Annotated in this window: 12 protein-coding genes; 4 read left to right on the top strand and 8 right to left on the bottom strand. The window is 72.7% G+C overall.

The window, feature by feature from the left end:
* The first annotated feature begins 164 nt into the window (after positions 1-164).
* Positions 165-1028: a helix-turn-helix domain-containing protein gene (locus ACZ6TU_RS17000; RefSeq protein WP_467681702.1), complete on the top strand. Its 864-nt coding sequence runs from the start codon at positions 165-167 to the stop codon at positions 1026-1028.
* Positions 1029-1145: 117 nt separating this feature from the next.
* Entirely contained in the window at positions 1146-1607 is a 462-nt protein-coding gene (locus ACZ6TU_RS16995; protein WP_467681700.1) for a nitrate reductase molybdenum cofactor assembly chaperone, read from the top strand.
* Here ACZ6TU_RS16995 and dnaK read toward each other — a convergent pair.
* The 6 genes from dnaK to ACZ6TU_RS16965 all read right to left on the bottom strand — a co-directional run bounded on the left by dnaK (position 1604) and on the right by ACZ6TU_RS16965 (position 9713).
* Positions 1604-3469 (bottom strand): molecular chaperone DnaK, encoded by a 1866-nt coding sequence (gene dnaK, locus ACZ6TU_RS16990; RefSeq protein WP_467681698.1) that lies wholly within the window; start codon positions 3467-3469, stop codon positions 1604-1606. The two genes, ACZ6TU_RS16995 and dnaK, sit on opposite strands and share 4 nt — an antisense overlap.
* Before the next feature lie 236 nt (positions 3470-3705).
* On the bottom strand, positions 3706-4134 hold the full coding sequence (locus ACZ6TU_RS16985; protein ID WP_467681696.1) for an OsmC family peroxiredoxin: 429 nt from the start codon (positions 4132-4134) through the stop codon (positions 3706-3708).
* A gap of 70 nt (positions 4135-4204) precedes the next feature.
* A complete protein-coding gene (locus ACZ6TU_RS16980; protein ID WP_469549217.1) occupies positions 4205-5935 on the bottom strand; it encodes a vWA domain-containing protein in 1731 nt (576 codons plus the stop codon).
* A 68-nt stretch (positions 5936-6003) separates the two neighbouring features.
* Positions 6004-7065: an ATP-binding protein gene (locus tag ACZ6TU_RS16975; RefSeq protein WP_467681694.1), complete on the bottom strand. Its 1062-nt coding sequence runs from the start codon at positions 7063-7065 to the stop codon at positions 6004-6006.
* A 79-nt stretch (positions 7066-7144) separates the two neighbouring features.
* Positions 7145-9214, bottom strand: coding sequence for a phage holin family protein (locus ACZ6TU_RS16970; protein WP_469549102.1), 2070 nt, complete (start codon positions 9212-9214; stop codon positions 7145-7147).
* A 97-nt stretch (positions 9215-9311) separates the two neighbouring features.
* On the bottom strand, positions 9312-9713 hold the full coding sequence (locus tag ACZ6TU_RS16965; RefSeq protein ID WP_469549099.1) for a hypothetical protein: 402 nt from the start codon (positions 9711-9713) through the stop codon (positions 9312-9314).
* An 83-nt stretch (positions 9714-9796) separates the two neighbouring features.
* On the opposite strand from ACZ6TU_RS16965, the gene ACZ6TU_RS16960 reads away from it, so the two are divergent.
* On the top strand, positions 9797-10570 hold the full coding sequence (locus ACZ6TU_RS16960) for an MBL fold metallo-hydrolase (protein WP_467681690.1): 774 nt from the start codon (positions 9797-9799) through the stop codon (positions 10568-10570).
* Positions 10571-10605: 35 nt separating this feature from the next.
* Positions 10606-11247 carry a DedA family protein gene (locus tag ACZ6TU_RS16955; protein WP_467681792.1) on the top strand — a complete coding sequence of 214 codons (642 nt, stop codon included), beginning with the start codon at positions 10606-10608 and terminating at the stop codon, positions 11245-11247.
* On the opposite strand, the gene ACZ6TU_RS16950 is transcribed toward ACZ6TU_RS16955, so the two are convergent.
* Together ACZ6TU_RS16950 and ACZ6TU_RS16945 are read right to left on the bottom strand one after the other, a co-directional pair.
* Complete coding sequence (locus ACZ6TU_RS16950) at positions 11224-12297, bottom strand: MBL fold metallo-hydrolase (protein ID WP_467681688.1); 1074 nt, start codon at positions 12295-12297, stop codon at positions 11224-11226. The two genes, ACZ6TU_RS16955 and ACZ6TU_RS16950, sit on opposite strands and share 24 nt — an antisense overlap.
* A complete protein-coding gene (locus tag ACZ6TU_RS16945) occupies positions 12294-13541 on the bottom strand; it encodes an aminotransferase class I/II-fold pyridoxal phosphate-dependent enzyme (protein WP_469549096.1) in 1248 nt (415 codons plus the stop codon). The genes ACZ6TU_RS16950 and ACZ6TU_RS16945 overlap by 4 nt, the downstream gene beginning before the upstream one ends.
* Positions 13542-13543: the final 2 nt, after the last annotated feature.

Raw genomic sequence — 13543 nt, 5'->3', positions numbered from 1 at the left:
CCGGTGCGTTCACGATCCCGTCCCGAGCGCGCCCGGTCGATTACCCGCGGGGTAATGCCCCGGCGACTCGCCCGTCCTCGCGATCTCCTCACCCGCGGCCCTGTGAGACCGACGGCGGAACGTGACAGACTGATCGCAGGCTTGGCACGTTGGGGAGGCGTGGCGTGAGTGAACGGCGGGCCGCACCCACCGTGGGTCAGGTGGTACTGGGCAAGCGGCTTCAGGAGCTCCGCGAGGCGGCGGGCCTCAGTCGTGACGAGGCCGCCCGGGTGCTGCGCGTCGCCCCGGCGACGGTCCGGCGGATGGAGACCGCCGACGTCGCGCTCAAGATCCCGTACGTGCAGATCCTGCTGACCGCCTACGGCGTGCCCGAAGACGAGGTGACCGCGTTCGTCGAGCTCGCCGAGGAGGCGAACCGGCCGGGCTGGTGGCAGCGGTTCCACGACGTGCTGCCGGAGTGGTTCAGCCTGTACGTGAGCCTGGAGGGCGCCGCCCGGATCATCCGGTCCTACGAGCCGCACTTCGTGCCGGGGCTGTTGCAGACCGAGGGGTACGCGCGTGCGGTCCTGCAGGCCGGCACCATCGGGAACTCCGGGCCGGAGGCCGTGGAGCGGCATGTGTCGCTGCGCATGGAGCGGCAACGGCTGCTCGAGCGCCCGAACCCGCCGCACCTGTGGGTGATCATGGACGAGACGGTGCTGCGGCGGCCGGTGAGCGTCGACGGCCAGGTGATGCGGGACCAGCTGGACAAGCTGCTGGAGCACTCCGAGCGGGACCGTGTCACGCTCCAGATCGCCGAGTTCAAGGACGGCCCGCACCCGGGGACGTACGCGCCGTTCTCCCTGTTCCGTTTCGCCGAGCCCGAACTGCCCGACATGGTCTTCACCGAGTACCTGACCGGCGCGCTCTACCTCGACTCCCGCAAGGAGGTCTCCGCACATCTGGAGGTCCTCGACCACATGACCGCGGGCGCCGCCTCCACCCAGCGCACCGAGAAGCTCCTGCGGGAGTACCGAGAGAGCTTCTGAACGAGGCCCCCCGCGCAGGCCGTGACCCGTACGGGCGTCGCCGACGGGTGCGCTCCCCCGCCCGCCCCTAGCGTCGTCAGCACGGGGCGCGGCAAGAGCGCACGCCAAGGAGGTCAGATGCCCGGCTTCGAGCTGCTGTACCAGGCGGCCGCGCTGTGCCTGACGTATCCCGGCGACGAGTTCCGCGCCCGGCTGCCGCTGCTGCGCGAAGCCGCCCCACAGCTACGGGAGTTCGCCGACCACGCGGCCGGCACCGCGCCGCGGGACCTGGCCGCCCACTACCTCCAGGTCTTCGAGAGCGCAGACGGCCACAGCCTGTACCTGAGCCGCTGGCGCGGGTTCTCACCGGCCCGCTTCCAGGAGCTCTACAGCTCCCACGGCCTGGAGCTCACCGGCGAGGAGCTGCCCGACTTCCTGCCCGCGGTACTGGAGTTCACGGCCCGCACCGGCAACACCGTCCTGCTGACGGAGCACCGGGCCGGACTGGAGCTGCTCCGCTGCGGGCTGGCCGACTCCGGAACTCCGTACGCGTCCGTCGTCGACGCCGTGTACGCGACGCTGCCGCCCGCGGAGAACTAGGCCGCTCCTCCCTTCTGGTCCCCCTGCTCCTTCTCCTCGTCCACGATCTCCGCGTCGACGACTCCCTCCTCTTCCCGCGGGGTTCCGGAGGGTTCCTCGGTGGGTGTCTGCTGGGCCTGGGCGTACATCGCCTGGCCCATCTTCTGGCTGACCGAGGCGAGTTTCTCGACGCCGGCGCGCAGGGCGGCGGTGTCCGCCTGCTGTTCCAGTTGTCCCTTCACTTCGGTGATGGCCGACTCGACCTCGGTCCTGGTGTCGGCCGGGATCTTGTCGCCGTTGTCGCGGAGGAACTTCTCGGTCTGGTAGACGAGTTGCTCGGCCTGGTTGCGGGTCTCGGCGGCCTCGCGGCGCTTGCGGTCCTCCTCCGCGTACTGCTCGGCCTCGCGCATCATGCGGTCGATGTCGTCCTTGGGCAGGGCCGAGCCGCCGGTGACGGTCATCTTCTGCTCGCGGCCGGTCGCCATGTCCTTGGCGGAGACGTGCATGATGCCGTTGGCGTCGATGTCGAAGGCCACCTCGATCTGCGGCACGCCGCGCGGCGCCGGCGGCAGTCCCGTCAGGTCGAAGACGCCGAGCTTCTTGTTGTACGCGGCGATCTCCCGCTCGCCCTGGTAGACCTGGATGCCGACCGAGGGCTGGTTGTCGGCCGCCGTCGTGAAGATCTCCGAACGCCGCGTCGGGATGGTGGTGTTGCGTTCGATGAGCTTCGTCATGATGCCGCCCTTGGTCTCGATGCCCAGGGACAGCGGTGTGACGTCGAGCAGCAGCACGTCCTTGACGTCACCGCGCATGACCCCCGCCTGGAGCGCGGCACCGAGAGACACGACCTCGTCGGGGTTGACGCCCTTGTGCGGCTCCTTGCCGGTGAGTTCCCTGACCAGGTCGGTCACCGCGGGCATCCGGGTCGAGCCGCCCACCAGGATCACGTGGTCGATCGCCGAGAGCTTCACGCCCGCGTCCTCGACCGCCTGGTGGAAGGGTGCCTTGCAGCGGTCGAGCAGGTCGGCGGTGAGCTCCTGGAACTGGGCCCGGGTCAGCTTCTCGTCGAGATGCAGCGGCCCCTCGGCGGAGGCGGTGATGTAGGGCAGGTTGATCGTCGTCTCGGTGGAGCTGGACAGCTCGATCTTGGCCTTCTCGGCGCCCTCGCGCAGCCGCTGCATCGCCATCTTGTCTTTGCCGAGGTCGACGCCGTACTGGCCCTTGAAGCGCTTGACCAGGTACTCGACGATCCGCTGGTCCCAGTCGTCGCCGCCGAGGTGCGTGTCGCCGTTGGTGGCCTTGACCTCGATGACGCCCTCGCCCATCTCCAGCAGCGACACGTCGAAGGTGCCGCCGCCGAGGTCGAAGACGAGCACGGTCTGGTCGTTCTCCTTGTCCAGCCCGTACGCCAGCGCCGCCGCCGTCGGCTCGTTGATGATCCGCAGCACCGTCAGGCCCGCGATCTCGCCGGCCTCCTTGGTCGCCTGCCGCTGCACGTCGTCGAAGTACGCCGGGACGGTGATCACCGCGTCGGTGACGTCCTCGCCGAGGTAGGACTCCGCGTCCCGCTTCAGTTTCTGAAGCACCCGCGCGGACAGCTCCTGCGCCCGGTAGCGGGTGCCGTCGATGTCGTCGTGGTCGGGAAAGCGCCAGTGCGCGTCACCCATGTGGCGCTTGACCGAGCGGGCGGTGCGATCCACGTTCGTCACGGCCTGCCGCTTGGCCACCTCCCCGACCAGCACCTCTCCGTTCTTGGCGAACGCCACGACCGAGGGTGTGGTTCTGGCTCCTTCCGCGTTGGCGATGACGGTGGGCTCGCCGCCTTCCAGCACGGCGACCACCGAGTTCGTGGTTCCGAGGTCGATCCCGACCGCACGTCCCATCGCTGTCCCCTTCCGCCAGGGCGCTCTCACTTTCCAGCACAAAACTTGAGTGCGCTGTTGTCAATGCCGCGATGGGGTGATCGGCCGCGGAGCGCCACGGCCCGCCGGGGCCGGTCGGTGACCAGCACGTCCACGCGCGGAGGGGCGAGGAAGGCCCGCATCAGGGTGTCGGTGAACCGACGACGTCGCGCGGGCCGCCCCTGGTGGGCGGGCCCGCGCGACGTGGGTGGGACTGGTCAGGTGAGCTTGGCGGTCAGGGTGATCGGGGTGGCCTTGAGGGCCTGGCTGACCGGGCAGCCGACCTTGGCCTCCTCGGCGGCGGCGAGGAAGGCCGCCTCGTCCATGCCGGGGACGCTGCCCTCGACGGTGAGGTGGATGCCGGTGATGCCCTCGCCGGGCTGGAAGGTGACGTCGGCGGAGGTCACCAGCTTGGTCGGCGGGGTGCCGGCCTTGTCGAGGATGTTGGAGAAGGCCATCGAGAAGCAGCTGGAGTGGGCCGCGGCGATCAGCTCCTCCGGGCTGGTCTTCCCGCCCGGCTCCTCGGTACGGGCCGCCCAGGACACCGGCTGCTCGGCGAGGATGCCGGAGGAGTCGAAGGTGACGACGCCGTTGCCCTTGAAGAGATTGCCTTCCCAAACGGTGTGTGCGGAGCGCGTGGCTGCCATGTCGCATCCTTTCGATGAGTATCCGGAAACCGTGACCGGGTTCCTGGCCACTATCCGATCACACTCCGGTTCAACTCACGCGGAAGACCGGGCCTCTGGCGGTGAACGGCAGCCGCGCCCCCCTCGGGATCAGGTACGCGTGCTCGCGCCGCACCCGCAGGACGTCGCACCAGCCGTCGGTGATGACCAGGATCGGCGCGCCGGGCGGGAAGTCGTCCGCACGGTGCAGCAGGTCGATGCCGGGCTGCAGGACGGTGCCGCCACGGCCGTGCACGCGCACCCGGCCGGCGATCTCGGTGACCGGCAGATAGCCGGCGTCACGCGGGGCCGCGTCGCAGAACACGACCCGGGCGGCCGGTACGTCCCGGGCGGCGGCGTAGGAGGCGATGGCGCCCAGTGCCTTGCCGAGCAGGACGCGGCCCATGGAGCCGGAGGTGTCCAGGACCACGCCGAAAGTGCAGCGGGCGATCTCCTCGGGCGGGAAGTACCGCCCGGCGCGCGGGATGCCGGGCGTGGCCGCCTGGCGCCGCGAGGGACGGGCGTAGGACCGTACGGGCTCGGGGCGGGGCACGAACTCGTCGAACCAGCGGGCGAGCCGCGCGTCCCACGGCAGCGGCGGATGGCTGAGCGCGCGGATCTCCTCGACCAGGCCGCCGGGCAGGAAGCCGCGCTCCTGCCGCTGATGCAGGTCGAGGCCCTGGGCGAGGCCACGTCGGTAGAACCCGTCCAGGTCGACGTAGTCGCGGGGCGGTCCGAGCGGCGCGCCGAGCACGTCGCCGACGCCCTTGCCGCGCGGGGTGGCCAGGCGGCGCATGCGGCGCAGGTCGCCGGCGATCCGGTCGTACACCTCCTCCGCGGACAGGCCCGCGAGCCCCGGGTCGTGCAGCAGCCCCTCGGGCATGGTGCCGACCTGCATCTCGGTCAGCCAGCCGTTGATCACGTAGTCGCAGGCGATGTTGAACAGGTAGGGGTCGCGGGTGCCGCAGCGGTCGCCGTGGCGCAGGGCGGCGTGCAGCATCTCGTGGGCCAGGACGAACCGCCACTCCTCGTCGTCGAACTGCCGCAGCGGGTTGACGTAGATCTCGCCGGCCTCGGCGTTGACGGCGGCGATCGCGATGCCGTGGGCGCGGGCGAGTTCGGCGTCGGCGACCAGCTTGATGCCGGACGCGATACCGCCGAGCAGCGGGTAGGAGGAGATGAACCAGCTCAGCGCCCGCTGCCAGGGGCGCAGCAGGGGCGCCTCGCCGTCCAGGCTGTCGCGGCGGCCGCCCGCCATGTCCATCGCGGCGGACACGGTCCGGGTCAGGGCGCCGGCGAAGGCCAGCTGCCAGTCGGGCGGCCGGGACCAGCCCACCCAGGGCACCAGCACCTGGTCGGGCTCGTCACCGGCTGTACCGCAGCGCTCGTACACGGTGGGCAGTCCGTCGCGTCGCCAGCGGGCGGCGAGCTGTTCCTCGTCGCCGTCCGGGTAGGAGGCGGGCAGGTGCTCCGGGGTCTCGCCGACGGTGAAGCCGAGCAGGAAACGGTTGACGACGACACAGCGGGCGGCGAGGTCGTGGCGGTCGGGCTGGACGGGGTCGCCCTTCACCGCCGGGACGTGCCCGAAGCCGAGGTGGAGGACGGCGTGGGCGAGCGCCCAGGCCCAGGCGGCGGGCTCGGCGAGCCGGTCCGGGTGGACGTGCAGATCGCCGTCGGAGTCGACGACCACGAGTCCGTGGCGGGGCGCCAAGCGGCACTCCTCCTGTCGGCAGACGTCGAACTCCACAGCGGCGAGCGCGGGGTTGGTCCGCATCAGCCGCATTCCCTCGGCGAAGGCCTCGCCCGCGAGGTCCCGCTTCTTCTTCCGCTGGTCCTTGCCGCGGCCACGGCTCACCGGCGTGCCTCCACCAGCCGGGGCATGTCCCGCGCCGCCTCGACGAGGAACCAGGAGGGCAGCAGGGGGTTGCCGTCGCTGTCGGAGGCGATGACGGTCTGGGCGACCTCGACGGATATCTCGGCGAGCTGCACCAGGAGCGACTTGGCGCGGTAGGCGGTCTGGCGGCCGTGCGCCGACATGTGCTCCTTGCTGACGGGCAGTTCCTTGATCAGGCGGCCGCGGAAGGAGTCGGCGAGGTAGAAGAGCAGGTCGCGGTCCTCCGGACGGTTCGGCCAGCGGGCGTCGCCCTTGAGGATCGCCTCGATCCCGAACCGGCTGCGCACGATCTTGACGTAGCCGCAGAACGCCTGCGCGTGCGCGGGCGTCAGCGTGCCGTGCGCGAGCACCCGCAGCGTCTCCTCGTCGAGGTCGCGGCCGAAGGAGTGCAGGGCGTCGGAGAGCATGTGCCAGGAACGGGGCGTGGAGAACGGCTCCTCCGTCTTCGGCGGCTTGGACCACAGGTGGTCGGGCCGGTCCGTGAGGTGGTCCACGATCCAGGGGTGGATGCCGTGCTCCGCGGCCCAGACGAGCCAGTCCGTCGGGGACGCCTCCAGGTGCACGTGGGTGAGGCGGTTGACGAGCGCGGAGGCGATGGGCCGGGCGAGCGCGTTGTCGGTGGCGCGGTTTCCGGCGCCGATGACGATCGAGCCCTTGGGCAGTTCGTAGGTGCCGATACGGCGGTCGAGGATCAGCGAGTAGAACGCCTTCTGCACGTCCGGCGTGGCCGCGTTGAGCTCGTCCAGGAACAGGCAGTACGGCTCGTCCCGGGCGATCGCCTCCGGCGGGCAGAACACCGAGCGGCCCTCACGGATCTGCGGTACGCCGATGAGGTCCTCGGGGGCGAGCTGGGTGCCCAGCAGGCTCACGCACTCCAGGCCGAGCGACTCGGCGAACGCCCGTACCAGGGAGGACTTCCCGATGCCGGGAGCGCCCCAGATGAAGACCGGCCGGACGGTGGCGAGGCCGAGCAGCAGCTCCGGGATGCGGGCGGGAGTGACGGTGACGGCGGCCTGCAACGCAGGTTCTCCTCAAAAAGGGTGTGGGACGACGAACCGCACCAGTGTGTGCGTACGGCGCCCCGGACGCAGCCCAATTTCAGGCGGCGCGTTCCTCACTGCTCTCCAGCGGCACCTGGGGGCCGTTCGACTCGCGCATCCAGCGGCGCAGGACGCGGTGGACGTGTTCGGCGCCGACGAGTTCCTCCCCCTCGTCGACCGGCGCGGAGAAGCCGAGCGGCGACAGCAGGAAAGGGTTGCCCTGTTCGCCGCCGAGTCCGCCGTGGGAGCCGATCTGCTCCTCGAAGGCGAGGACTTCGCCGTCGGCCGGGTCGTGGAAGGAGTTGACCATGATGTCGGCGGTGTGCGGGAAGGCGTGCGTACGGCGTACCGCGTCGGCGGCGCCCGGCCCGAACGGGGCGAGCGGGCCCGGGTTGTCGTCGAGGTCGGCCAGCGGTATCTCGGCGCCGTACGCGCCGAGGACGACCCCGCCGTGCTCGTCGCTGCGGGCCAGCAGGAAGCCGATGCCGGGGTGGTTGGCGAGGGTCGGCAGCAGCGCGGGGTGGCGGGCGTCGATCTCCTCCTTGCTCATGCGGTGCGTGACGTCCGGGAAGGAGACCAGGCCGAGGTTGCCGGAGGCCAGCACGATCGGCTCCGAGCGGCGCGTGGGGCGGTGCTCCTCGCCGTGCTCCTCGACGGGGATGCGCAGGGCGGCGCGCACGGCGGCGCGAGCCTCCGCCCCGCTGCGGGTGCGCTCCGCGCGGCGCGGCACGGGCAGTCCGCAGCCGGCCCGCACCAGGTCGCCGAGGGTGAGGCCGTAGCGGGAGCGGAAGGTCTCGCCGGGGCTCTGGCCGTGGTCGGACAGCACGACGATCCGGTACGGGCGCGGGGCGTGCTCGGCGACGTTCTCGATCAGGGCGAGGGAGCGGTCGAGGCGTTCGAGGACCTTCTGCGCGTCGCGGCTCGCCGGGCCGGAGTGGTGGGCGACCTCGTCGTAGGCCACGAGGTCGGCGTAGACGGCGGTGCGGCCGACGAGCATGTCGCCCGTCACGGCGGCCACGACGACGTCCCGCTCGACGACGGTCGCGAAGGCGCGGACGAGCGGGTAGAGCCCGCCGCGGGAGACGCGCGGGCGTTGCTTGCCGAGGCGGGCCCGGGTGGACTGGCCGATCTCCCGGCCCACCTCGGCGACGAAGGACAGGGCCGTGCGCACGGCGTTGGCCGGGTCGGAGAAGTAGGCGAAGTAACCCGCCCGGGAGCGGTTCTCCCGGCTGCGGCGGCCGGCGACGGACAGCACGAGGGCCTGTTGTCCGGCGCCGCCGCTGAACAGGTTGCCGCGGCTGGCGCCGTCGACGGCGAGCAGGCCCTCGTGCCCCGCGTGTCCGGCGGCGCGGCGCTGGAGTTCGGCGGCGCTGGTCGGGCGGTTGCACACGACCACCTCGCGGGTGTCCTTCTCGTACCAGCGGAACGCGGGGACGTCGTGGTTGCTGCCGTGCAGGATGCCGAGCTGGCTGGCGCCGGTCTGGCTGGACCAGTCGGTGCGCCAGGGGGTGAGGCGGTGGGTGGGGCGGCCGCCGTCGCCTATGTCGAGCCAGCGGGCGACGGTGGGCATCAGGCCCTTGCCGACCGCGTCCAGCAGGACGTCGTGGCCGACGCCGTCGAGTTGCAGGAAGACCGTGCCGGGGCCGGCCGGGCAGGGCGGTCCGGACCTGCGGCGGCGGTCCGAGAGGCGGTACAGCCTGCGGCGGTAGGCGTCGTCGTCGCGCACGGCCAGGGCGGCGCCGGTGGCGGACGCCACGGCGGACATCACGGCGGCGACCACGACGGCGGTCTCCGGGGCGGCGGTGCCGCGTTCCCCGGGGTCGAGGCGCAGGGCGAGCAGCAGCAGCGCGCCGTTGAGGAAGAACACCAGCAGCCCGAGCACGAGTGCCGGTACGAGGAGCAGCAGCCGGACGAGCAGAGGCCAGACCACGGCCGACAGCAGAGCGAAGGCGCCGGCGCCGAAGGCCGCCGTGACGGCGATGTCGGTCGCGCTGTCACCGTCGGCCGAGCGGAGCCGGAAGTCCGGCAGGATCCCGGCGAGGACGAGCATGGTGAGGGTGGAGACCGCCCATACGGCGACGCTCCGCCCCACCTGACTGGCGACCCGCCGCCACCGCACGCCCCGCACGCCCAGCCACCTCACGTCCCGGCCCGTCGCGACCACGGGCCCTCACCCACAGTGCCACAACGCGGCGGGCACGCCTCGTGTCCCCCGAACCGTCGCGTCAACGCCCGTCGTAGCCTGCGGTCGGCATCGACAGCCTGCGGTGCACGCACGCCTTCATCGCCGCGTCGTACGCCGGCTCCGCGTGCCCCACCGTCTCGACCCGCACCCCGCGCCGCACGCACTCCGCGGTGAACTCCTCGACGGAGGCGAGCGCGCTCTCCAGCACTCTCCGGCTGGGCGCCACGAACAGGTCGAGGCCGGGCCGGACGCCGTCCCACAGCGCGCAGTGGTCGGGACGCAGCCCCCGGACCAGTAACTCCCGGCTGACCATATAGCCCCGCTCGGCGGCCCAGCGGGCGCACATCGCGTGCTGGCTGCGGGAGTCGACCAGGAACGGATCGTCGTCGAGCTCCTCCAGCGGCGTCAGACTCGCGATCGCCGTGACCCGGACCGGCACCATGGCGTCCCCCCTCACCTCCGGTTTCGCCGCCGACCCTACTCCTGCACGTAGGCTTCGGGGAGTCGCGCGAAGGGGGCAAAGAAGTGCCGGTGGAGATCACCTGGTGGGGTCACGCCACTTGCACGGTCGAGGACTCGAACGTACGCGTGCTCACCGATCCGCTGTTCGCACGCCGGCTCGCGCACCTGCGCCGCCGGCGCGGGGACCTGCCGCCTCCCGGCGCCCACCGGGCGGACGTCGCGCTGGTCTCGCATCTGCACGCCGACCACCTGCATGTGCCGTCGCTGATGCGGCTCGCTCCGGGCACGCGCCTGCTCGTGCCCCGGGGCGCGCGCCGAGCGGTGCCGGGCCTGCGCCGGCTCGCGCACCTGCGGGTCAGCGAGGTGGCGCCCGGGGACGAAACCCCGGTCGGCGACATCGTCGTACGGGCCGTGCCCGCGCGGCACGACGGGCGCCGGCTGCCGCTCGGACCACACCGCTCCCCCGCGCTCGGCTACGTCATAGCCGGCGAGGCCCGGACGTACTTCGCCGGGGACACCGGGCTGTTCGACGGGATGGCCGAGGAGGTCGGGCCGGTCGAGGTGGCGCTGCTGCCGGTGGGTGGCTGGGGACCGTACCTGGGCGAGGGACATCTGGACGCGGGCCGGGCGGCGGAGGCGCTGGCGCGGCTGGCGCCGCGCAGTGCGATTCCGGTGCACTACGGCACGTACTGGCCGATCGGGATGGACGCCGTGCGCCCCCACGAGTTCCATGCGCCGGGTGACGAGTTCGTGCGGCTCGCGGCGCGGCGCGCGCCGGGCGTGGCGGTGCACCGGCTCGGGCACGGGGAGAGCGTGCGTCTGGAGGTCGCGCGGTGATCTGGACCGCGCCCGTGGCGCAGGCCGCCGTACCCCTGCTCGCGGCGTCGGCCGTCACCCCGGCGTCCGTCGTGCCGGAGTCCACGCAGCAGGCGATCGGCTATCCGTCGCTCTTCCTGCTGGTGCTGATCGGGGCGCTGGTGCCGGTGATCCCGACGGGCGCGCTGGTGAGTTCGGCGGCCGTGGTCGCCTTCCACCAGACGGCGCCGTTCTCACTGGCGATGGTGTTCGTGACGGCGTCGCTGGCGGCGTTCCTCGGGGACGCGGCGCTGTACTGGCTGGGGCGGCGCGGGATGAAGTCGAAGAACGGCTCGCGCTGGCTGGAGGCGATCCGGGCGCGGGCCCCCGAGGACCGGCTGGAGCAGGCGCAGACGAAACTCGCCGAGCACGGCGTGGCGGTGCTGGTGCTGTCGCGGCTGGTGCCTGCGGGGCGTATTCCGGTGATGCTGGCCTGTCTGCTGGCGAAGTGGCCGATGCGACGCTTCTGGCGCGGGAACCTGCCGGCCTGTCTGGCCTGGTCGGTGACGTACCAGCTGATCGGGATCCTCGGCGGGTCGTTGTTCGATGAGCCGTGGGAGGGCGTGGTCGCGGCGATCGCGCTGACCTTGGTGATCAGCGCGGTGCCGAGTGTCGTGCGGCGGGTGCGACAGAGGTCAGTCCCCGAACAGCACCCCTGAAGCGCCGACCGGCATGTCCCAGAGGTTTTCGCGCGGCAGGCCTGTTTTCTCCCAGGCCGCCCGTACCCGTGTGAGGGGCTCCAGGACCGGCTCCGCCGACAGGACGAAGGTGGCCCAGTGCATGGGGGCCATCCTGGTCGCTCCCAGGTCCTGGGCCGCGCGGACCGCCTCCTCCGGGTCGCAGTGGACGTCACTGAGCCACCAGCGGGGGTCGTAGGCGCCGATGGGGAGGAGGGCGAGGTCGATGCCGGGATAGCGGCGGCCGATGCGGGAGAACCAGTGGCCGTAGCCGGTGTCGCCCGCGAAGTAGAGGCGCTGCCCGTCCTGGTCGGTCAGGACCCAGCCGCCCCACAGACTGCGGCAGGTGTCGGTGAGGGTGCGCTTGGACCAGTGGTGCGACGGGACGAAGTCGAAACGGACGCCGCCGAGTTCGGCGGCCTCCCACCAGTCGAGCTCCGTGACGCGGGTGAAGCGGCGGCGGTGGAACCAGGGGGCGAGGCCGGCCGGGACGAACACGGGGGTGTCGCGCGGGAGCCTGCGCAGCGTGGGGGCGTCCAGGTGGTCGTAGTGGTTGTGGCTGATGACGACGGCGTCGACGCGCGGCAGCGCCTCCCAGGGGACGCCCACGGGGGTGATCCGGGCCGGGGTGCCGAGGATCCGGCGGGACCAGACCGGGTCGGTGAGGACGGTCAGTCCGCCGATCTGCAGGACCCAACTGGCGTGTCCAGCCCAGGTGACGGCGACCGTGCGGGCGTCGACGCGGGGCAGCGGGCCGGGTGCGTAGGGGAGCCGGGGAATGTCGGCGAGGCCTTCCGGGCCCGGTCTCACGGCACCCTCGCGGGCGAAGCGGGCCATGGCCCTCAAACCGGGGAGCGGCGCGGTCAGCCGGTCGTGGAAGGTGCGCGGCCACACCCGGCGTTCGGCCAGTGGTCTCGGCTCGGCCAGTGGCGGGTACGGGGGCGCGAGGGGGGACGGGAGGGGGGACGGGAGGGCCGCGTCGTCGGCTTCCCGAGTGGTCGTGCTCGCGGTCGACTCGGACTGCTGCGTCATCGAGGAGGCTCCCATCGCTGAGCTTCGTCGCGGAGATCGTCGAAGGCCGACTTCAGTTGGATCAACGAGCGTCGCACGTGCGGCAGTTCCGACGGCGTGGGTGAGGTGAGGCATTCCGCGCGTTCCGTTTCGGAGCCGGCCAGCAGTGCGCCGGTCGAGAGCCGCACACGCGGGGCTTCGAGCTCGTCGCCGAAGCGGTGGCCGCCCGGGGCGGGCATCCCGAGGCGGGCGGCGAGGAAGTCCTCCAGTTCCTGTGCGTCGCCGACGTCGTGCGCGGTCAGGGCGGGGCGCAGCGGAGTGAGGTCGACGTACAGATGGCGGCCGGCCTGCGGGGGCCGGGCGAGGGCGCCGGCCGCGACGACGGCGGCGTGCGCCTCGGCGGCCAGGCGCGCGTGCAGGCGCACGGCGGTGGCGACGCGCGCGGTGACCGGTTCCGGTTCCCGCAGGGCGTAGGCGGCCGCCGAGGCGACGGGAGCGGCGACCCGGGCGTCGAGCGCGGTGAGGACGTCGAGCACGCGCGCGTGGAGGCCGTCGGCGTCCTCGCCGGCCGGGAAGCGTGCCACCGCGGCCGGCCAGCCGGGCGGGAGCAGGGCACCGGCCAGGTCGGTGACGACGGTGACCCGCTCGGGCAGCATCTCGGCGGGGCTGAGCAGCACGGTGTCGTGCGGGTCGTGCAGGGTGTCGCGCCAGGTCTCGTCGCTGACCAGGTGCATGCCCTCCCCCTGGGCGGCCTCGACGGTCTCGTGCAGCAGCTCGGGAGGGGCGACGGTGGCCGTGGGGTCGTCGGCGACGGACAGCACGAGCAGGCGCGGATCACCGCCCTCGGCACGGACCCGGCGCACGGTCTCCAGCAGGGCGTACGGGTCGGGTACACCGCCGCTCTCCGGCGGTGTCGGCACGTGGAAGGCGGGGCGTCCCAGCAGGCGGGCGTACGGCGCCCACCATGCGGCGCAGGGGCGTGGCACGAGGACGTCACCGCCGAGGGCGGCGGTCAGGGCGAGCAGCAGCGCGGGCGCGCCGGGCCCGGCGGCCACCCGGCCGGGGTCGCAGTGCAGTCCGCGCCGGCCCCAGTAGGCGCAGCCGGCCTCCCGCAGGGCCGGTCCCCCGCCGACCGGCTCGTGGTCGCCCCGGGACGCCGCGGCGGCGAGCACGGCGGACAGCTCCGGCAGCACGGGCAGCCCGTCCTCGGGGAGCGGCGGCCCGAACCGGACGGGGCCGTGGCCTTCCGGGTCCGTCCGCCGCATCC

Source organism: Streptomyces sp. NPDC052064 (assembly GCF_055585925.1).
The sequence above is the reverse complement of the archived record's forward strand: the minus strand, read 5'-3'. Positions and strand labels throughout refer to the sequence as shown.

Excerpts from the sequence above, each read along its gene's own strand:
- ACZ6TU_RS16995 (WP_467681700.1), top strand. The coding sequence starts at position 1,146 with ATGCCCGGCTTCGAGCTGCTGTACCAGGCGGCCGCGCTGTGCCTGACG.
- dnaK (WP_467681698.1), bottom strand. The coding sequence starts at position 3,469 with ATGGGACGTGCGGTCGGGATCGACCTCGGAACCACGAACTCGGTGGTC.
- ACZ6TU_RS16985 (WP_467681696.1), bottom strand. The coding sequence starts at position 4,134 with ATGGCAGCCACGCGCTCCGCACACACCGTTTGGGAAGGCAATCTCTTC.
- ACZ6TU_RS16980 (WP_469549217.1), bottom strand. The coding sequence starts at position 5,935 with ATGCGGCTGATGCGGACCAACCCCGCGCTCGCCGCTGTGGAGTTCGAC.
- ACZ6TU_RS16965 (WP_469549099.1), bottom strand. The coding sequence starts at position 9,713 with ATGGTGCCGGTCCGGGTCACGGCGATCGCGAGTCTGACGCCGCTGGAG.
- ACZ6TU_RS16950 (WP_467681688.1), bottom strand. The coding sequence starts at position 12,297 with ATGACGCAGCAGTCCGAGTCGACCGCGAGCACGACCACTCGGGAAGCC.
- ACZ6TU_RS16945 (WP_469549096.1), bottom strand. The coding sequence starts at position 13,541 with ATGCGGCGGACGGACCCGGAAGGCCACGGCCCCGTCCGGTTCGGGCCG.